This window comes from Streptomyces canus (assembly GCF_001514145.1).
Classification (GTDB): domain Bacteria; phylum Actinomycetota; class Actinomycetes; order Streptomycetales; family Streptomycetaceae; genus Streptomyces; species Streptomyces canus.
In genome coordinates, this window is record NZ_KQ948663.1 from 109,501 (window position 1) to 128,990 (window position 19,490).

General features: G+C 71.9%; 15 protein-coding genes and 1 tRNA gene. 9 read left to right on the forward strand and 7 right to left on the reverse strand.

Features of this window, described 5'->3' with window-relative positions; genetic code table 11:
* Positions 1 to 46 precede the first annotated feature (46 nt).
* Positions 47 to 1,597: a DUF6519 domain-containing protein gene (locus AQJ46_RS25300; protein WP_059207806.1), complete on the forward strand. Its 1,551-nt coding sequence runs from the start codon at positions 47 to 49 to the stop codon at positions 1,595 to 1,597.
* Positions 1,597 to 2,478, forward strand: a complete 882-nt coding sequence (locus AQJ46_RS25305) for a peptidoglycan-binding protein (protein WP_059207807.1) — start codon at positions 1,597 to 1,599, stop codon at positions 2,476 to 2,478. Before AQJ46_RS25300 ends, AQJ46_RS25305 begins: the two co-directional genes overlap by 1 nt.
* Before the next feature lie 19 nt (positions 2,479 to 2,497).
* On the opposite strand, the gene AQJ46_RS25310 is transcribed toward AQJ46_RS25305, so the two are convergent.
* The 3 genes from AQJ46_RS25310 to AQJ46_RS25320 all read right to left on the reverse strand — a co-directional run bounded on the left by AQJ46_RS25310 (position 2,498) and on the right by AQJ46_RS25320 (position 8,177).
* Positions 2,498 to 3,868: a M1 family metallopeptidase gene (locus AQJ46_RS25310; protein WP_059207808.1), complete on the reverse strand. Its 1,371-nt coding sequence runs from the start codon at positions 3,866 to 3,868 to the stop codon at positions 2,498 to 2,500.
* 77 nt (positions 3,869 to 3,945) lie between these two features.
* Complete coding sequence (locus tag AQJ46_RS25315; protein WP_059207809.1) at positions 3,946 to 7,809, reverse strand: Pls/PosA family non-ribosomal peptide synthetase; 3,864 nt, start codon at positions 7,807 to 7,809, stop codon at positions 3,946 to 3,948.
* Positions 7,810 to 8,089: 280 nt separating this feature from the next.
* Positions 8,090 to 8,177: transfer RNA gene (locus AQJ46_RS25320), tRNA-Leu, on the reverse strand.
* Between the two features lie 198 nt (positions 8,178 to 8,375).
* Here AQJ46_RS25320 and AQJ46_RS25325 point away from each other — a divergent pair.
* The 3 genes from AQJ46_RS25325 (at position 8,376) to AQJ46_RS58815 (ending at position 11,033) form a co-directional block, all read left to right on the forward strand.
* Positions 8,376 to 9,701: a M20/M25/M40 family metallo-hydrolase gene (locus AQJ46_RS25325; protein ID WP_057614365.1), complete on the forward strand. Its 1,326-nt coding sequence runs from the start codon at positions 8,376 to 8,378 to the stop codon at positions 9,699 to 9,701.
* Between the two features lie 136 nt (positions 9,702 to 9,837).
* Positions 9,838 to 10,071, forward strand: a complete 234-nt coding sequence (gene chpH / locus AQJ46_RS25330; RefSeq protein ID WP_057614364.1) for a chaplin ChpH — start codon at positions 9,838 to 9,840, stop codon at positions 10,069 to 10,071.
* Between the two features lie 149 nt (positions 10,072 to 10,220).
* The gene (locus tag AQJ46_RS58815) at positions 10,221 to 11,033 is read left to right on the forward strand and encodes a chaplin (protein WP_059207810.1); all 813 of its coding nucleotides are present in this window, start codon (positions 10,221 to 10,223) and stop codon (positions 11,031 to 11,033) included.
* Positions 11,034 to 11,094: 61 nt separating this feature from the next.
* Here the strand turns inward: AQJ46_RS58815 and AQJ46_RS25340 are convergent, their stop codons facing one another.
* Positions 11,095 to 11,283, reverse strand: a complete 189-nt coding sequence (locus AQJ46_RS25340) for a DUF5703 family protein (protein WP_007380901.1) — start codon at positions 11,281 to 11,283, stop codon at positions 11,095 to 11,097.
* A gap of 47 nt (positions 11,284 to 11,330) precedes the next feature.
* Between AQJ46_RS25340 and AQJ46_RS25345 the strand changes: the two genes are divergently transcribed.
* Positions 11,331 to 12,023: a hypothetical protein gene (locus AQJ46_RS25345; protein ID WP_059207811.1), complete on the forward strand. Its 693-nt coding sequence runs from the start codon at positions 11,331 to 11,333 to the stop codon at positions 12,021 to 12,023.
* 61 nt (positions 12,024 to 12,084) lie between these two features.
* Here AQJ46_RS25345 and AQJ46_RS25350 read toward each other — a convergent pair whose 3' ends face one another.
* Both AQJ46_RS25350 and AQJ46_RS25355 read right to left on the reverse strand, forming a co-directional pair.
* Complete coding sequence (locus tag AQJ46_RS25350) at positions 12,085 to 14,451, reverse strand: helix-hairpin-helix domain-containing protein (RefSeq protein WP_059207812.1); 2,367 nt, start codon at positions 14,449 to 14,451, stop codon at positions 12,085 to 12,087.
* Positions 14,448 to 15,431 carry an aldo/keto reductase gene (locus AQJ46_RS25355; RefSeq protein ID WP_057614360.1) on the reverse strand — a complete coding sequence of 328 codons (984 nt, stop codon included), beginning with the start codon at positions 15,429 to 15,431 and terminating at the stop codon, positions 14,448 to 14,450. Before AQJ46_RS25355 ends, AQJ46_RS25350 begins: the two co-directional genes overlap by 4 nt.
* Positions 15,432 to 15,607: 176 nt before the next feature.
* Here AQJ46_RS25355 and AQJ46_RS25360 point away from each other — a divergent pair, with 176 nt between their 5' ends.
* Together AQJ46_RS25360 and AQJ46_RS25365 are read left to right on the forward strand one after the other, a co-directional pair.
* Positions 15,608 to 16,663 (forward strand): LLM class F420-dependent oxidoreductase, encoded by a 1,056-nt coding sequence (locus AQJ46_RS25360; protein ID WP_059207813.1) that lies wholly within the window; start codon positions 15,608 to 15,610, stop codon positions 16,661 to 16,663.
* Positions 16,664 to 16,914: 251 nt separating this feature from the next.
* On the forward strand, positions 16,915 to 17,703 hold the full coding sequence (locus tag AQJ46_RS25365; RefSeq protein WP_059207814.1) for a hypothetical protein: 789 nt from the start codon (positions 16,915 to 16,917) through the stop codon (positions 17,701 to 17,703).
* Between the two features lie 7 nt (positions 17,704 to 17,710).
* Here the strand turns inward: AQJ46_RS25365 and corA are convergent, their stop codons facing one another.
* Entirely contained in the window at positions 17,711 to 18,706 is a 996-nt protein-coding gene (gene corA / locus AQJ46_RS25370) for a magnesium/cobalt transporter CorA (RefSeq protein ID WP_059207815.1), read from the reverse strand.
* Positions 18,707 to 18,768: 62 nt separating this feature from the next.
* Here corA and AQJ46_RS25375 point away from each other — a divergent pair, with 62 nt between their 5' ends.
* On the forward strand, positions 18,769 to 19,455 hold the full coding sequence (locus AQJ46_RS25375) for a histidine phosphatase family protein (RefSeq protein WP_059207816.1): 687 nt from the start codon (positions 18,769 to 18,771) through the stop codon (positions 19,453 to 19,455).
* The last annotated feature ends 35 nt before the right edge of the window (positions 19,456 to 19,490 follow it).

Below are 19,490 nucleotides of genomic sequence, written 5' to 3' on the forward strand. Positions count from 1 at the left end.
CACCCACAGACCTCCGCACACTTCCTGAACCAGGGGGACCCCCTTCATGCACGCTGACCTCTCCCGCCTCACGTTCCGCCCGGAGCGGCACTATTCGGCGGTGATCGCCCAGCAGGGCCGTGTCCAGCTCGACGCCGACGCCAACGAGCAGACCGCGATCCAGCTCCACCAGGCCCGCACCCTCGCCGCCGACCTGATCGGCCGGCACGGCGGGCCGCGCGACGCCGCGGGCTTCCGGATCGAGTACGTGGGCGGCAGGCACGAGATCGACACCCTGTACATCCACGGCGGCCGTTACTACGTCGACGGCATCCTCCTCGACGCGAACCGCCCCGCGCCCGGCGTCCCGGTGCCCGACGAGGACGACGCCGAGGAGACGGCGGAGCCGCCCGCCTTCTGGACCTACTGGGACCAGCCCGATGCCTTCCGGGACCCGGAGAAGCCCGGCGACCGGCTGCCCTCGCCCGCCCAGTCGCCGTTCGTCGCCTACCTGAAGGTGTGGGAGCGGGCGGTGAGCGCGGCGGAGGACCCCGCGCTGCGCGAGGTCGCCCTCGGTGCCGCGATGCCCGACACGGCCGCCCGCCTGAAGGTCGTATGGCAGGTGCTGTCGCTGTCCCTGGCCGACCTGGCGATCGACGAGACCGACCCGTCCAGGGAGGTCGTCCGCGCCGCCTTCGACAAGTGGGCCAAGGAACAGACTCCGACCGCCCGCCTCGCCGCCCGCAGCGAACGGCCCGACCACGCCGACGAGGACCCCTGCCTGGTCAAGCCCGACGCCCGCTACCGCGGTCCGGAGAACCAGCTCTACCGGGTCGAGATCCACGTCGGCGGCGAGTCCGGGGACGCCACCTTCAAGTGGTCCCGCGAGAACGGCTCTGTGGTCTTCCCGGTCGACGAACTCGACGGCACCTGGGTGGAGTTGGCGTCCCTCGGCCACGACGACAAGCTGGATCTGGACGTCGGCGACTTCGTGGAGTTCACGGACACGGCCTACGCCTCCCGCCTGGAAGCCCTGCCTCTGCTGCGAGTCGAGGAGCTGGACCTGCCCGGCCGCCGCGTCCGCCTCTCCGCCGAGCCGGACCCCGGGGTCGGCCGGCTGCCCCACCTGAACCCCTTCCTGCGGCGCTGGGACCATCACGAGGGACCCAGGCGCAAGGGCCGTACGTCCGCCCTCAAGGAGGGGGCCGTGAAGCTGGAAGAAGGCCAGTGGCTCCCCCTGGAGGACGGCGTCGAGGTCTACTTCGCCAAGGGCGCCGGCTACCGCACCGGCGATCACTGGATCATCCCCGCCCGCACCGCCACCGGCCGTGTCGAGTGGCCCACGGACCCGGCCCGCCGCCCCCTCCTCCAGGCCCCCTCCGGCCTCGTCCGCGGCTTCGCCCCGCTCGCCCTGGTCAAGGGCGAGGGCAGCACCGTCGACCTGCGCTATGCCTTCGGGCCGCTCGCCAGCAGTGTTCCTGCGGCGAGCGAGGCGACGCTCGCCGCGGAGGAACAGGCCCGCCGGCAGGAGGAGGCCGCCGAGGCCGACCCCTCGCACGGACGGTCGCAGACCACGGCGCAGGCGGAAGCGGAGGCTTCGGAGGAAGGAGACCGGTAATGGCGAAGCCGATCAGCGCGTCCAAGATGGTCGAACTCCTGCGCGCGGAGGGCCTGAAGGTCCATGAGGTCCGCAACTGGCGCACCCACAACCGCAACACCAAGGGCCCGTGGGGTCCGGCGAACGGCGTGATGATCCACCACACCGTCACCTCGGGCACCGCCGCCTCCGTCGACATCTGCTACGACGGCTACTCCGGCCTTCCCGGCCCGCTCTGCCACGGTGTGATCGACAAGAAGGGCGAGGTCCACCTGGTCGGCAACGGCCGTGCGAACCATGCCGGGTTGGGCGACAGCGACGTCCTGCGCGCGGTCGTGGACGAGTCCGTGCTGCCCGGCGACAACGAGGCCGACACCGACGGCAACCGGCACTTCTACGGCTTCGAGTGCATCAACCTCGGCAACGGCAAGGACCCCTGGCCCGAGGCACAGAAGGAGGCCATCGAGAAGGTCGCCGCCGCGATCTGCCGTCACCACGGCTGGAGCGAACGCTCGGTGATCGGCCACAAGGAGTGGCAGCCGGGCAAGCAGGATCCGCGCGGCTTCACCATGGACGGCATGCGCAAGCGGATCGCCGACCGCCTCGGGGGCAAGGATCCGGCGCCCGATCCGAGGCCCACGCCGTCGAAGCCGTCGTACGTCCCCTTCCCGGGCGCGGACTTCTTCCACCTCGGGCAGAAGTCCCCGATCATCACCGCGATGGGCCGGCGCCTGGTCGCCGAAGGCTGCGGCCACTACGAGGAGGGGCCCGGCCCCGAGTGGACCGAGGCCGATCGCAAGTCCTACCGGGCCTGGCAGCACAAGCTGCACTTCCGGGGCAGGGACGCCGACGGCATCCCGGGCAAGGCCAGCTGGGACAAGCTGAAGGTGCCCGTGAGCTGAAGCCCGAAGGCCCGCCCGCCTACGCCGGTCCGGCGTTGGTGGGCGGGTGCGCGGGCCGCGCCGGAATCACCGTCGGCAACGACGGCAGCGCCGCCCCGTACACCCACGCGTCGAACAGCCCGTTCAGCGGTTCGTCCGCGAACCGGTTGACGTGGGCCGTGAACGTCGTCGTGGTCACGGCCCCGCCCCGGTGCAGCCCGGCCCAGCCGCGCAGCATCCGGAAGAACGCCTCGTCACCCATCGCGCAGCGCACCGCGTGCACGGTGAGCCCGCCGCGCTCGTAGAGCCGGTCGTCGAACATCGACTTGCGGCCCGGGTCGGCCAGGCGCAGGTCCTGGGGGAGCGAGGACAGCAACCGGTGTGCCGCGGCGGCCAGTTGCTGCGCGGTACGGCCACCCGAGCGCTCCGACCACAGCCACTCGGCGTACTTGGCGAACCCCTCGTTCAGCCAGATGTGCCGCCAGTCCGCGATGGACACGCTGTTGCCGAACCACTGGTGCGCCAGCTCGTGCGCCACCAGCCGCTCCGAACCCCGGGCCCCGTCCACGTGGTTGGCGCCGAACAGCGACAACCCCTGGGCCTCCACGGGCACATCGAGCTCCTCCTCCGTGACGACGACCGCGTACTCGTCGAACGGATACGGCCCGAACAGCTCCTGGAACAGCTCCATCATCTGCGGCTGCCGCGCGAAGTCACGGGAGAACTCCGGCAGCAGATGCGCCGGGATGTGCCCGTGCTGCGGCACCCCGCCCGGCCCCGGGTCGCCGAGCAGCACCGTCTGGTACTTGCCGATCGACAGTCCGACGAGATAGCTGGACGTGGGCGCCGCCTGCTCGTACACCCAGGTCGTCGTGGAGGCCTTGGTCGTACGGGTCAGCAGCCTGCCGCCCGCCACCACCGCGTACGCCGACGGCGTGGTGATGGAGATCTGGTACGACGCCTTGTCCGCGGGCCGGTCGTTGCACGGGTACCAGGACGGCGCCCCGATCGGCTGGCTCGCGACCAGCGCCCCGTCCTCCAGCTCCTCCCAGCCGAGCCCGCCCCAGGGGCTGCTCACCGGCTTGGGGTTGCCCGACCAGTGCACCTCGACCGTGAACGCGGCCCCGGGCCGCACCGGCTTCGCCGGCCGGACCCGCAGCTTCCCGCCGCGGTGCGTGTAGCGCGCCTGCCGGCCGTCCACCCGCACCCGGCCGATCTTGAAGTCGGACAGGTTCAGCATGAACTCGGCGAGCGGAGAGCGCCCCGCTATGGCGTTGATCCGGGCGCTCCCGGCCAGGCGGTTCGGGCCCGGCCGGTAGTCCAGTGCGAGCTCGTAGCGGTGCACCCGGTACCGGGCGTCACCGTGGTCCGGGAAGTACGGGTCCGGACCCGCCGCCTGCTGAACTGCCACTGCCGCTTCTGCTCCCTGCGCTGCGTTCCCACTCGGATCCACCGGTACACCGCTCACCGACTCCGAGTGGCCCGCGTTCAGGGCCGCCATGCCTCGATCGGGTTGCCGAGCCAGCGGGTGTCGTCCGGGACGGACTCCGCGGCCATGACGAGCGACGCGGGACCCAGCGTGGTGCGGGCCCCGATCGTGCTGCCGGGCAGCACGATCCCGCCAGGGCCCAGCGTGGCACCCTCACGGAGAACAACAGTATCCGTCCGCAAGATCCGGTCGTGGAAGAGGTGGGTCTGGAGCACACAGCCGCGGTTCACGGTCGCCGCGTCCTCCAGGGTCACCAGATCGGTCTCCGGCAGCCAGTAGCTCTCCACCCAGACGCCCTTGCCGATCCGCGCGCCCAGCCCCCTGAGCCACGCCGTCAGCACCGGCGTACCGGGCACGGAGCCCGCCAGCCACGGCACCGCGAGCACCTCGACAAAGGTGTCCGCGAGTTCGTTGCGCCACACGAAGCCGCTCCACAGCGGGTGCTCCCCACTGCGGTGCCGCCCCACGAGCAGCCACTTCGCGACCACTGACACCAGCCCCGCCGCCGCACCGGCCACGAGCAGCACCACTCCCGCCAGCAGCCAGGCCCACGGCCCGAGCACACACAGCGCGGCCACCGTCAGCACGGCCAGCCACGCCGAGCAGAACACGGGCACGATCCGGCACAGCTCCACCAGACCGCGCGCCCACAGCAGCCCCGCCGAGGGCTCGTACGTCCGGCTCTGATCGCTGTCGGCCGCGCTGCGCGGCAGCTTCACCGGCGGCAGGCCCAGATACGACGTGCCCTTCTTCGCCTTCTTCGGCGTGGCCGAGAGCACGCCCACCAGCCCGCCGTCCGGCACGGTCCGCCCCGGCGCGGTCATCCCGGAGTTCCCGAGAAACGCCCGCCGCCCGATCTCCGCGCGCCCGACCCTGACCCAGCCGCCACCCAGCTCGTACGGAGCGGTCAGTGTGTCGTCGGCCAGGAACGCGCCCTCGCCGACCGTCGTCAGGCTCGGCAGCGCGAGCACCGTCGACACCTCCGCACCGCGCCCGATCCGCATCCCGAGCAGCCGCAGCCACACCGGCGTGACCAGCCCGGCGTACAGCGGGAACAGCGCCTCGCGCGAGCGGTCCATCAGCTGTGTGACGGTCCACGCCTGCCACCCGACCCGACTGTGCGTCGGATACGTCCCCTCGCGCAGCCCCAGGCTCAGCAGCCGCACGGCGACCAGGATCAGCAGGGCGTACGCCAGCCCGAAGGCGAGCGTGGCCGGGACGAGGGCCAGGGCGGCGCCCTTCAGAGGCGCGTAGGCGGCGAGGAACGGACGGGCGACCAGGAAGGCCGCGCCACCCGCCAGTACCGGGAGCAAGCTCATGCAGAAGCCGGCGAGGCCGTACATCACCCGCCAGTACGTCCCCCGCGCCGGCCGCTCCTTCGGCCAGTTGCGCTTGGCCTTGCCCAGCTTGACCGCGGGCGCGCCCGCCCAGCGCTGACCGGTCGGGATCTGCCCGGTGACCGCCGAACCCGGCGCCACCTCGGCCCGCTTTCCGACCCGGGCGCCGGGAAAGAGGATGCTGCGCGTGCCGACGACGGCATGCGCACCCACCTTGACCTGGCCGATCTCCAGCCGGTCGCCGTCCAGCCACCAGCCGGACAGGTCCACCTCGGACTCGACGGCCGCGCCCCGGCCCAGCTTGAGCATGCCGGTGACCGGCGGCAGCGAGTGCAGGTCCACGTCCGGGCCGACCCTGGCGCCCAGCGCCCGCGCGTACCGCTCCAGCCAGGAGCCGGTCAGCGAGGTCGCCCCGGTGAACTCGGCGAGCCGCTCGGCCGTCCACAGCCGCAGGTGGACGCCGCCACCGCGCGGGTAGCGGCCCGGCTGCACCTTGCGCAGCAGCACGCGCGCCCCGCCCGCCGCGATCGCCAGCCGTCCGGGCGGGCTGAACAGCAGCAGGGCACCGGCCCCGACCAGCCACCACGAGGTGCTCGGCAGCCAGGAGTACGGCAGGACGTTCCCGAGCGCGGCGAGCGGCACCAGCCAGCGCAGTCCGAGCAGCGTGAACAGGGGGAGCAGGACGAGGAGCTGGATCACCTGGGCCTTGAGCGGCACCGGCGCGATCACTCGCGCTGCCCCGTCGTCCTGCGCGGACTCCTCGAGGTGGCGGGCCAGCTTCCGCAGCGTGGGCTGCTGGTAGATGTCGAGGACGGCCGCGCTCGGGTAGCGGGTGCGCAGCCGGGTGGTCAACTGGGCGGCGGCCAGGCTGCTGCCGCCGATCGCGAAGAAGTCGTCGCGGGCACTGGAGACCGGGATGCCGAGGACTTCCGTCCACTGCTCGGCGAGCCAGGCCTCGGTACCGTAGAACTCCTCCGCGGGGCCGCCCGTTTCGAGCCCCTCGAGAGGCCAGGGCAGCGCGTTGCGGTCCACCTTGCCGGAGGTCCGCGTCGGCAGGTCGTCGACGGGAGCGATCAACGGCACGAGCGCGGCGGGCAGTTCGGCCCGCAGCTTCTCCACGGCCGTGGTGTGGTCCCAGCCGTCCTGCGTGACGACGTACCCGACGAGAAGCTGGTTGCCGCTGCGGGCGGTGCGGACGGCGGCGGCCGCTCCCGCGACCCCGGGCAGCGCCTGGAGAGCCGCGTCGACCTCACCCAGCTCGATCCGCCGGCCCCCGAGCTTGATCTGCTCGTCGGCACGGCCGAGGAAGACGAGCCCCTCGGGCTCCGCCTTCACGAGGTCACCGCTGCGGTACGCCCGCTCCCAGCCCAACGACTTCAGCGGCGCGTACTTCTCCGCGTCCTTCTCGGCGTCCAGGTACCGCGCCAGCCCGACCCCGCCGATCACCAGCTGCCCGCTCGCGCCCATCGGCACGGGCTCCCCGGTCTCGTCGACGACGGCCAGCTCCCAGCCGTCCAGCGGCAGCCCGATCCGGATCGGCTCCTGGCCGCTCATCAGAGAGGCACAGGCCACCACGGTCGCCTCGGTGGGCCCGTAGGTGTTCCACACCTCGCGCCCCTCCGTCACCAGCCGCTGCGCCAGCTCGGGCGGGCAGGCCTCACCGCCGAAGATCAGCAGCCGTACGTCGTTGAGGGTCTCGGGCTCCCACAGCGCGGCGAGCGTCGGCACCGTGGAGACGACGGTGATCTCCTGCTCGACCAGCCAGGGCCCGAGATCGGCCCCGCTCCTGACCTGTGCACGCGGCACCGGCACCAGACAGGCCCCGTATCGCCAGGCCAGCCACATCTCCTCGCAGGACGCGTCGAAGGCGACCGACAGCCCCGCCATGACCCTGTCAGCGGGTCCGATGGGATCGTCGGTGAGGAACAGGGCGGCCTCGGCGTCCACGAAGGCGGCCGCGCTGCGGTGCGAGACGGCGACGCCCTTGGGCCTGCCGGTGGAGCCGGAGGTGAAGATGATCCACGCGTCGTGCTCGATGCCGGGCCGGGCGGCGGGGAAGTCGCAGCGCCCGTTGACGGTCAGCTCGTGCCCGGCGCCGACGACGGCCCGGACCTCCGCCTCCCCGAACACCAGCTCGGCCCGCTCGTCGGGGTCCTCGGCGTCGACGGGGACGTACGCGGCGCCCGCCGCCAGCACGGCGAGGATCGCGACGTACAGGTCGTTCGTGCCGGACGGGACCCGGATGCCGACCCGGTCGCCGAGCCCTACCCCGGCCTCGGCGAGCCGCCGCCGCAACCGCTCCACCTCGACGGCCAGCGCACGGTAGGTGAGCCGGGTGGTCCCGTCGTCCAGGGCGAGCTCGTCGGGGTAGGACCGTACGGACGCGTCGAAGACGTCGACGAGCGTGCGCGGGGAGGCGGCCGGGCCCCCGGAAAAACGGGCGGTGTCGCCGAACTGTTCGCGGATCTCTGCGCTGAGCTCTTCGTTGAGCAGGCCGAGAGCACTGCTCTCGTGTATCGCTGCCATCGGTCCTCGCGTCTCGATCCCGGAGCCCTCCGGGGCGCTGGCGGGCCGCAGGTCTGCCTGGGGTTGTCCGGCACCAGCTCGTAACAAGCCGGAAATTTTAGTACGACGCTAGGTTCGAACCCCCAAAACGGCCACCGGGAAAGACTGCTCGGGGGGTGCGGCAGCTCCGCCGCGCGCCTGTGACCTGGTGATCTTCACGCCGAGCGAGAGATGTCCCACATACAGCGAACAGGCCGTATACGACGAATCCCCCGGCCGCTGAGCGACCGGGGGATTCGGCTGGTGTCCGAGGGGGGACTTGAACCCCCACGCCCGATAAAGGGCACTAGCACCTCAAGCTAGCGCGTCTGCCATTCCGCCACCCGGACAAGGTGTCTGTCGCGCGGGGTTCCCCTCGCGGCGACGAAGGAAACATTACCAGGCTTTCGAGGGGCCCCGATCACCCCCCGTCGCCTTCCCCGGCCCCGCGTGAACGGCGTGTGACGGGCCGGGTCCGGTCTTGGGGAGGACCGGCCCGCGGGGGGAGGATGAGGGGAACCACCAGCAGTGACAGCGGGAGGAACAGCGTGAGCGACACGGACACGGCCAGGGGCGTCACCGGCGAGGACGAGGTCGTGGACCTCTGCCGCGAGCTGATCCGGATCGACACCAGCAACTACGGCGACCACTCGGGCCCGGGTGAGCGCAAGGCGGCCGAGTACGTCGCGGAGAAGCTCGCCGAGGTGGGTCTCGAACCGCAGATCTTCGAGTCGCACCCCGGCCGGGCCTCCACGGTCGCCAGGATCGCGGGCGAGGATCCGTCCAGGCCCGCGCTGCTGATCCACGGACACACCGACGTGGTACCGGCCAACGCGCAGGACTGGACCCACGACCCCTTCTCCGGCGAGGTCGCCGACGGGTGCGTGTGGGGGCGGGGCGCCGTCGACATGAAGGACATGGACGCGATGACCCTGGCGGTCGTCCGTGACCGCCTGCGCAGTGGGCGCAGGCCGCCCCGGGACATCGTCCTCGCGTTCCTCGCCGACGAGGAGGCGGGCGGCAAGTTCGGCGCCCGGTACCTCGTCGACCACCACCCGGAGCTCTTCGAGGGCGTGACCGAGGCGATCAGCGAGGTCGGCGGCTTCTCCTTCACGGTGAGCGAGCAGCGGCGGCTCTACCTGATCCAGACGGCCGAGAAGGGCATGCACTGGATGAAGCTGACGGTGGCCGGCACCGCCGGGCACGGTTCGATGATCCACCGGGACAACGCCATCACCGAACTCTCGGAGGCGGTCGCGCGGCTCGGCCGGCACAGGTTCCCGGTCCGGGTCACCAAGACCACCCGTGCCTTCCTCGACGAGCTCGGCGACGCGCTCGGCACCGAGCTGGACCCGGAGGACATGGAGGGCACGCTCGCCAGGCTGGGCGGCATCGCCAAGCTCATCGGCGCGACCCTCAGCAACACCGCCAATCCCACCCAGCTCGGCGCCGGCTACAAGGTCAACGTCATCCCCGGCGAGGCCACCGCACACGTCGACGGGCGCTTCCTGCCCGGCTTCGAGGAGGAGTTCCTCACGGATCTCGACAAGATCCTCGGGCCCAAGGTCAAGCGGGAGGACGTGCACTCCGACAAGGCCGTCGAGACCACCTTCGACGGTGCGCTGGTGGACGCCATGCAGTCCGCGCTGGTCGCCGAGGACCCCGCCGCCAAGGCGATCCCCTACATGCTCTCCGGCGGCACCGACGCCAAGTCCTTTGACGAACTCGGCATCCGCGGCTTCGGCTTCGCGCCGCTGAAGCTGCCCCCGGAGCTGGACTTCGCCGGGATGTTCCACGGTGTCGACGAGCGGGTGCCCGTGGACGGGCTGAAGTTCGGCGTGCGGGTGCTCGACCGTTTCATCGACGCGAGTTGACGCGGCAATTCGCCCGCCCGTGCGAAGTCGGCCGGGAAGGGTGAATGTGCTCATACGCTCGTATCCCCATTACTCCCTCCTCGTTACAGGTGATGCGATCCGCTACTTGGGGTCGCTTTGCCAACAAGGAGGAATAATGATCAAGAAGGTCGTCGCCGCTGCGGCTGCCACTGGTGGCCTGATTCTCGCGGGCGCGGGCCTTGCCGTCGCCGATGCGGGTGCTCAGGGTGCCGCTGTGGGCTCCCCGGGTGTTCTGTCCGGCAACGTCGTCCAGGTTCCCGTGCACGTCCCGGTGAATGTCTGCGGCAACACGGTCTCCGTGATCGGCCTGCTGAACCCCGCCTTCGGCAACACCTGCATCAACAAGTGACGTTGTGCCTCGCCCTCGGTAAAGAGGGATGAGCCCGTCGGCCCCGGAGCGCACGCCATGCGTTCCGGGGCCGACCGGTCTATTCGAAAAGAAACAGAACCGCGATGCGGCGTTATTTCGAGGCAAGGTCGAAAGCAGGGATTCAGTAAATGCGACAAGTCACCCGCAAGGGTCTGATGACAGTGGCGGCCGCGACCGGCGTGATCGCCGCGGCCGGAGGCGCCGCCCACGCAGACTCGGGCGCGAGCGGATCCAGCGCGAACTCTCCCGGCGTGCTGTCGGGCAACACGGTGTCGGTGCCGGTGCACGTGCCGGTGAACGTGTGCGGCAACACCGTGGACGTCGTCGGGGTCCTCAACCCGGCCATGGGCAACAGCTGCGGCAACAAGGGCGGAGGCAGTCACGGGGGTCGCGGCCACGGCGGCCACGGCGGCCACGGCTCCGGGGGCTCCGGTGGTTCGCACGCCGGCGGACACACCGGTGGCTCACCCGGCGTGGGCTCGGGCAATCACGTGCAGGCGCCGATCGACGTCCCGGTGAACGTCTGCGGCAACAGCGTCGACCTCATCGGCATCGGCAACCCCGCCATGGGCAACGACTGCGAAAACGGCTCCGGAAACGGCTCCGGCGGTGGCCGGCACACCCCGCCCGGCGGCGGCCACCACACCCCGCCCGGATCGCCGGAACAGCCCGGCCACCCTGGCAGCCCCGGCCACCCGGGCAACCCCGGCAATCCGGTGGAGCCCGGCCACCCCGGCTCCCCCGCCACCCCGCCCGGCGGCGGCCACCAGACGCCGGGCGGCGGCAACCACCCCGGTACCCAGACGGTCAGCCAGCCCCTGGGCAGCGCGCAGCTCGCCCGGACCGGCAGCGACCTGCCGATCGGCCTGGCCCTCCCGGTGGGCGCCGGGGCGCTCCTGGCGGGCACGGTGCTCTACCGCAGGGCACGGGCCTCGGTCTAGGGCGCACCGCGGGAAACGGAGCGGGCCCCGCCGCGGCGGGGCCCGCTCCGTTCGGCCTGTCTCACCACGTGGCACGCACCTGGCGGATGATCCGCCGGCGCAACCGCACCCTGCGGCTGCCATCGCGCATCAGGCTCAGTCGGTCCAACTCCCAGTGTCCGTACTCTGCATGGTCCGTCAGCAGACGTGTGGCGTCCTTGCGGGAGACTCCCCGCGGTACGTACACGTCGACAAATTCGTATTCCGGCATCGCATCTATTGTGCGGGCCGGGGCCCGGTACGGATAGCGTCTGCACTATGTCTGATGCTGTGCAGCCCACCGCTGCCGAGGTACGTGCCGCCGCCGAGGCGGTCAAGACCGCGCTCGACCGCCACCTGGCCGCGGTCGAACGGAGGTCGGGGGAGGACGACCCCGGCGTCTACGAGGCCTTCAACGAACTGGCCGCGGCCGCCGAGGTGTACGACGAGCTGCTCTACGACCGTTACGACGAGGTCACCCCCTTCGAGATCCCCGGCGCGGACGACACCCCGCCGTACACCGGCCCGGAGGAGCCGAACGCGCTGAGCGTGCTGATCCGCCGTGACTACGCCGTGGCGGAGCCGCAGCGGTTGCTGGCGCAGGCCCAGCGGGTCGAGGCGGCCGACGACGCTGTCGCCACGGAGGCCTCCGGCACGGTGCACGGCGCGCTGGGGGTGCTGTTCGGCGAGTTCGAACCCGACGAGATCGCCTCCCGGCACAAGGAGTTCGGTCTCGAGGAGGGCGACTCCACGCTGTGGGTCACCGCGGCGGACGAACCGGCCGATCCGGGGGAGTGGCTGGAGGCGCCGTTCGAGCAGGTCGACGTGGAGCGGGTGGTGTGCCGGTTCGATGTCAGCGCGGTCTTCGACGACGACCTCGACGACGACCTTGAGGACGACGTCGATGACGAGGCAGACGGGGCCGACCTCGAGGACGAGGACCTGGAACCGCTGGACGTGGATCGTCGCTGAGACGCATGAGGCGCGGCCCCGGAGGAATGATCTCCGGGGCCGCGCCCTTTTGCGGACGGGATCAGCCGGACGCCGGTGTCTGTGTCCTGAGGAGGACGGGCAGCCGAGTCGTTCGCGGCTTGGCCGGGATCTCGGCCACCGCCCTCGGCAGGGCCTGTTCCGCGCCCTGGACCACGGACAGGTGGCGGTCCGCCCTGCCGAACGCCGTGTAGACCCAGGGACGGGACAGGGCCTGGGTGGCGTCACCCGGCAGTACCGCGACGACCGCGGGCCAGCGGCACCCCACCGCCTGGTGTGCGGTCAGGGCCCAGCCGTGGCGCACGGACTGCTCCACGCGCTCCTTCGGTACGACGACTGGCTCGCCGGCGCAGGTCAGGTGCAGGCCGTCCGCGTCCGCCCCGACCACGGCGCCCGGGAGCGTACGGCCCGGTGCGGGGGAGTAGGCGACGCGGTCACCGGGGTCGAATCCGCCGAAGCGGCCGGGGCCGGGGTTGAGGCGCTCCTTCAGGGCCGCGTTGAGGGCGCGGGTGCCGGCGGCGCCGCCGTGGCCCGGTGTGATCACCTGGGTCTCCTCGGCGGGCACCCCGAGCGCCCGTGGCACCGAGTCCGCGACCAGCTGCACGGTCCGGTGCACGGCCTCGCCCGCGTCCCGCACCGGCACGATCACGACCTCCTTGCCGGGGGCCTCGACCTGGTTCAGCTCACCGATGCCGATACCGGAGACCAGCTCGCCCAGGGGGCCGGGGTCCGGCCTTCGCGAGGCGACCTGCGGGCAGATCCGCGCGGCGAGCAGATCCGCGAACACCCGTCCCGGCCCCGCCGACCACAGCACGGCCGGATCTCCGCCCAGCACCAGCCGCGCCCCGTCGGGCATCGACTCCACGAGCAGCGCGGCCGTCTCGACGTCCAGCTGCGGCGCGTCGAGTACCACGAGCAGGTCGAGATCGAACGCCCCGTCTCCGTCCCGGCCGGGCCCTTCAGCACCGGAGAGCAGGCCGGCGACGGTGGCGACGGGCCGGGTGCGGGGTTGTTCGTGCGCGGTGCCGTCCGAGGGCACGGAGCCGGCCGTGCCGTCCTGCCGGTCGCCTTGGAGCAGGGCGCTGAAGCGGTCCCGGCCCAGTGGGCTGTGCGTGGCCGCCCATGCCCGCAGCCCCAGCCCTCGCGCCGCCGTCAGCAGCGCCGCGGGTTCCGTCAGGGACGCCTGGCCGCCGGTGTGCAGGACCAGGCCGCCCGCCGCGGCCGCGCGGATCAGCTCGGCGGCCGAACCCTTGGCCGACGCGGCGGCACGCTCCCAGTCCTCGGCCGAACCGTCCTCCTTGGGCACGGAGTTGATCAGCCGGGCCAGACCGTCGGCGAGGCTCTCCTCCGCGAGGGCGTAGCGCTCGAGCCCGACCAGGATCCGGACCGGCCGCTCCGCGCCCTCCTCGTCGTCCTCCGCGGGTTCCGGGGCCGCCGGGTCGAGGGCGTCCTGGAAGACCAGGGCCTCGGCCTCGGCGATCGTGCTCTGTACGGCCGCGGCGGCGTCCGGCACGCCTCGCTGGGCCAGGGCGGCGGTGAGCGCCGGCATCTCCAGCGCGGTGTGCCCGGCGAGCGCCGCCTGCTCCAGGAGCCAGACGGTGACCGCCCGCCCCCGCCGCTCGTCGTCCGGCGCGCACTCCGCGCCGAGCAGCTCCCGCGCGAACCCGTCGGCCTGCTCGGGCCGTACGCCCGTGACCCGCAGCAACTGCCAGGGATCCGTCCGCAGCTCCTCGTCGGCCCCTTCCCCGAGGGCCGCGGCGACCTGCGGCGCGAGGGCCGTGGGCGCCCCGCCCTCGGCCAGCACACGCTGCACGGCCTCCACGGTCTCCGGCGCCGGCCCGCCGACGGAACCGGCGACACCGACCGCACCGCCGGCGCCGGTCGCCGACACCGGCCGGGGCCGCACCGGTTCCTGGGCGGGCCGACGCGGCGGCTCGGGCTCGCTGAAGACGGCGGCCGCGGGCTTCGCCCCGCTCTCCACCGCCCGTACGGCCGCGAGGAGATCGGCCGCCTTCCCGCTGAGCTTGGCTCCGCTCTCGACGGGCTGCTGCTTCTCGGCCTTCCGCCGTGCGATCCGCTCCCGCTCGAGCCGCTGGGCCGCCAACTCGGCCTCGGCCTCGGACAGCTGAGCCTTGCCCGCGCCGTCCGCGTCCACGCCGGCCAAGTCGCCGCCCTCGCCCGCGTCGGTCTCCGGTTCCTCGCCGCCGACAGGCGCGTCACTCACGCCTTCACCGGCCGCCCCCGACTCACCGCCGCCCGCAGAAGCCCCGTCAGCGCCCTCACCGACCCCGCCGCTCGCCGCGCCGCCGTCCGTCGCCCGGCCCGGCGCTCCCTCCGGGCCCTCCGGCTCCGGCGCGGCACCCCGCGTCCCCGGCTCGGTCTTCTCCGTGGGCTCCGGCTCCGTGCTCACAGCGTGCTCCAGTCGTGATCGGGATAGCGGTGCACGGGCACCGACACATCGTCGAGCGCCCGGCAGATCTCGTCAGGAAGACTAAGGGCCTCCACTGACAATGCCGCCGTGAGCTGCTGCGAGTTGCGCGCGCCGACGATCGGCGCGGCCACTCCCGGCCGGTCCCGGACCCACGCGAGGGCCACCTGGAGCGGCGTCACCGCGAGCCCGTCGGCCGCCGTGGTCACCGCGTCCACGATGCGGCTCGCGGTGTCGTCGAGGTAGGGCGCGACGAACGGCGCGAGATGCTCCGAGGCACCCCGCGAGTCGGCCGGAGTGGAATTGCGGTACTTGCCGGTCAGGACACCACGGCCCAGCGGCGAGGAGGGCAACAGCCCGATGCCCAGATCGAGCGCGGCCGGCAGTACCTCCCGCTCGATCCCGCGCTGCAGCAGCGAGTACTCCAGCTGCGTGGCGGCCAGCCGGGTGCGCGTCCCGGGCGCCGCCAGCTGCCAGGTGCCCGCCTTGGCGAGCTGCCAGCCGCAGAAGTTGGAGACCCCGGCATAGCGGACGCGGCCGCTGCTGACGGCCAGGTCGAGGGCCTGGAGCGTCTCCTCCAGCGGGGTGCAGGGGTCCCAGGAATGGATCTGCCAGATGTCGACGTAGTCCGTGCCGAGCCGGGCCAGCGAGTCGTCCAGCGCGGAGAGCAGGTGCCCGCGCGAGCAGTCGACGCGGATGTCCGGGTCGGGCACGCTGCCCGCCTTGGTGGAGATGATCAGGTCCCGGCGCGGGACCAGGCCTTCTATGAGCCGTCCGAGCAGATACTCGGCCTCCCCGTCGCCGTACACGTCCGCCGTGTCGACCAGCGTCCCGCCCGCCTCCCAGAAGGTTTTCAGGAGGTCCGCCGCGTCGTGTTCGTCGGTGTCCCTGCCCCAGGTGAGGGTGCCGAGTCCGATGCGGGACACGCGCAGGCCGGTACGGCCGAGATGCCTCTGCTCCATGAACGCCGAGATTACTGGCCAGAACCTGTCGCGTGGGGGCCTGTGGACAACGGATTGCGACAGGTGCGCGAGGATCACCGTCCGCTCATCGGCACGGGCCGCGACCTGCCCCGGCGCGCCCTGCCGCGCTAAGGTCTGCCGACAAGGACGTTACTGATCGGTAAGGGGAATCGGCCATGCAGCTCGGGATCAACCTCGGCTACTGGGGCGCCGGAATGGACGCGGACAATCTCGCCGTCGCCCAGGAGGCCGACCGGCTCGGATACGCCGTCTGCTGGGCCGCCGAGGCCTACGGCTCGGACGCGGCCACCGTGCTCACCTGGGTCGCCGCCCGGACCGAGCGCATCGACGTCGGCTCGGCCATCTTCCAGATCCCGGCCCGCCAGCCGGCGATGACGGCCATGACCGCCGCCACCCTCGACTCCCTCTCCGGCGGCCGCTTCCGGCTCGGCCTCGGCGTCTCGGGACCGCAGGTCTCCGAGGGCTGGTACGGCGTCAAGTTCGACAAGCCGCTGGCACGCACGCGTGAGTACGTCGAGATCGTGCGCAAGGCCATGAGCCGCGAACGCCTCACTCACGAGGGCGAGCACTGGACGCTCCCGCTGCCCGGCGGCCCCGGCAAGCCGCTCAAGCTGACCGTGCACCCCGAGCGCGAGCACATCCCGCTGTACATCGCCGCGATCGGCCCGAAGAACCTGGAGCAGACCGGCGAGATCGCCGACGGGGCCCTGCTGATCTTCCCCTCCGCCGAGCACCTGGAGGACACCGCGATCCGGCATCTGCGCGCCGGGCGGGAGAAGGCGGGCAAGACCCTCGACGGGTTCGACATCGCCCCGACCCTCCCGCTCGCCCTCGGCGAGGACAAGGACGTGACCACGCTCGCCGACACCTTCCGCCCCTACACCGCGCTGTACGTGGGCGGCATGGGCAGCCGCAAGCAGAACTTCTACAACCAGCTCGCCCAGCGCATGGGCTTCGAGGCGGCGGCCGCCGAGATCCAGGACAAGTACCTGGGCGGCGACAAGGACGGCGCCGCGGCCGCCATCCCGCACGACCTGATCGACAAGACGACCCTGCTCGGCTCCGTGGACCGCATCGCCGACCGGATGAGGGAGTACGCGGCGGCCGGCGTCACCACGCTCACCCTGGCCCCCGCCGGCTTCACCCTCGACGAGCGGCTCGCCTCGCTCAGGGCCGGCACCGAGGCCCTGGAGCGGGCCGGGCTCGCATAACGGGGCCTACGCACGGACACACGGTTCGACCGCGTGAGGTTTCCGCGGCCGTGGTGGGGGCTCGGGGGTCTACCCCGCCACGGCCGTCATGTGCTTCAACGCGCGCGTGCCCTGTGCGGTTACGCCCCGTCGTGACCCCGGAGGTCATCCTTTCGGCGGAGTTGTCCGACACAGCTGTTGCAGCACCCCTCGCGCCGCATTTGACTCTTTCTTTGCGGCATGCCGCGAGTCCGGCAGAGAGGTGCCTCACGATGCTTTCGGCCAAGAGTCTGTTCCAGGAGATCCTCGACAACGACGAGTCCTTCCGGCTGTTCTGCTCCATCGCGGCCAGCGGGGAGTCGCAGGGCGGATGGGAGAACGCCCGCATCGCGGCGCTGGTACCGCCCAGCGAGCGCGCACTCGCCCCCAAGATCACCCGGCACGGCGCCGACGAGGACAAGCACGGGCGGATCTTCAACGCCCTGATGAGGAAGCGCGGTCTCGAAGCCGTGCCCGTCCCGCCCGAGACGGACTACACGATGCTCCTGGAGAAGCACGGCATCGGCCTCGCCCACGAGAAGCTCAAGAGCGACGAGCCGCTGACCGTGCAGGACATCGTCACCTACCTCGCCCACAGCAGGGTCACCGAACAGCGGGCCTCCGAACAGATGGAACTGCTGCGCAAGCACTTCGCCGACCACCCCGAGCTCGGCCGGGCGGTGAAGATGATCTCGGGCGACGAGGACAACCACCTCGCCTACTGCCACGAGGAACTGCTGCGCTTCGCCCACGCGGGCCACGGCCGCGCCATCCGGCACACGCTCAGGGAGTGCGCGCTGGCCGAGATCCGCGTCTACCGGGACGTCAGCCTCGCGGTGATGGCCCACATGGGACGCATCCTCGGCTGGTCCCGGGCGAAGTCCGCGGTCCTCGCCGCGGGCATCCACGGCGTGTACGCCTACGAACGCGCCGCGGGCTGGCGCCGCATGGTCTCCCTGAAGCCGCCGGAGCGCCGGGACGCGCTCGGCGGACCCGCCACCTCGGCCCCCGAGTTCGCCTGAGCACCCACTACAGCCAGCCCCGGCGCTTGAACAGCCGGTACAGCAGCACTTCCAGAACGCCCATCAGCGCGATCACCGCCGGATACGCCCACACCCAGTGCAGCTCCGGCATGTGGTCGAAGTTCATGCCGTAGATCCCCGCGATCATCGTGGGGACCGCCGCCATGGCCGCCCACGCGGAGATCTTCCGCATGTCGTCGTTCTGCCGGACGCTCATCTGCGCGAGATGCGCCGACAGGACGTCCGACACCAGCCGGTCCAGGCCCTCCACCGACTCGTTCACGCGCGCGAGATGGTCGTTCACGTCCCGGAAGAAGGGCCGCGCCCTGTCGTTCACGAACGGCACCGTCCCGCCGTACGCCCCCACGCCCGCGAGCCGGGTCAGCGGCATCGAGAGCGGGACGGTGGCGCGGCGGAACTCCAGGATCTGCCGCTTGAAGCCGTAGATCCGGGACGCGGTGTGCCGCGAGCCGCCGCCGTCCGGCGAGAACACCTCCGCCTCCAGCTCCTCCAGGTCGGTCGCCAGCTCCGTCGCCACCTCCAGGTAGTGGTCCACGACGGCGTCGGCGACCGCGTACAACACCGAGGTGGGCCCCTTGCCGAGCAGCTGCGGCTCCTGCTCGAGGCGCTCCCGCACGGCCTTCAGCGGTGAGCCCACGCCATGACGGACCGTCACCACGAAGGCGTCGCCGAGGAAGAGCATGACCTCGCCGGTGGAGACGGTGTCGCTCTCCGGCTCGTACACCACCGGCTTGAGGACCACGAACAGCGAGTCGTCGTACACCTCCAGCTTGGGCCGCTGATGTGCCTTGAGAGCGTCCTCCACCGCCAGTGGGTGCAGTCCGAACTCCCTGGTGACCAGGTCGAACTCCTTCTCCGTCGGCTCGTGCAGCCCGATCCAGACGAACCCGCCCGCCGAGCGCGCCTCGTCCAGCGCGTCGGACAGGTCCTCGGGCCCCTCCGAACGATGCCCCTCCCGATAGATGGCACAGTCAACGATCACGGAGTGTGTTCTCCCGTCGCTCGAAGGACGCCGGGGTCCGGCGTACGCCTACCCTGGGCCGCATGCCCACGTTGATCCTTGTCAGGCACGGACGATCCACCGCGAACACCGAGGGACTGCTCGCCGGGTGGACGCCCGGCGTGGCCCTCGACGAGCGCGGCACCGCACAGGCCGCCTCGCTGCCCGGACGGCTCGAAGGAGTGCCGATCTCCGAAGTCGTCGCCAGCCCCCTCCAGCGCTGTCAGGAAACGATTCAGCCGCTGCTCGACGCCCGGCCCGGCCTCCCGGCGCACAGCGAGGAACGCATCGGGGAGTGCCACTACGGCGACTGGTCCGGCCGCAAGCTCGCGGAGCTGGGGGACGAGCCGCTCATGGAGGTCGTCCAGGCGCATCCGTCGGCGGCCGCGTTTCCCGGCGGCGAGTCCATGCGCGCGATGCAGACGCGGGCGGCGGAGGCCGTACGCGAGTGGAACGCGCGCGTGGAGCGCGATCACGGAGCCGACGCCGTCTATCTGCTGTGCTCGCACGGCGACATCATCAAGTCGCTCGTCGCGGACGCACTGGGTCTTCATCTCGACCTCTTCCAGAGGATCTCTGTCGAACCGTGTTCCATCACTGTCATCCGATACACACGTCTGCGGCCATTTCTCCTCCGCCTCGGCGACACCGGTGACTTCGCGTCCCTGGTGCCGCGCGAGGAGGCCGCGGGCGGTGACGCCCCGGTCGGTGGTGGTGCGGGCGCACCGTGATCGTCGGGCGCAGTAGGGTGAAGCGGTTCACGCAA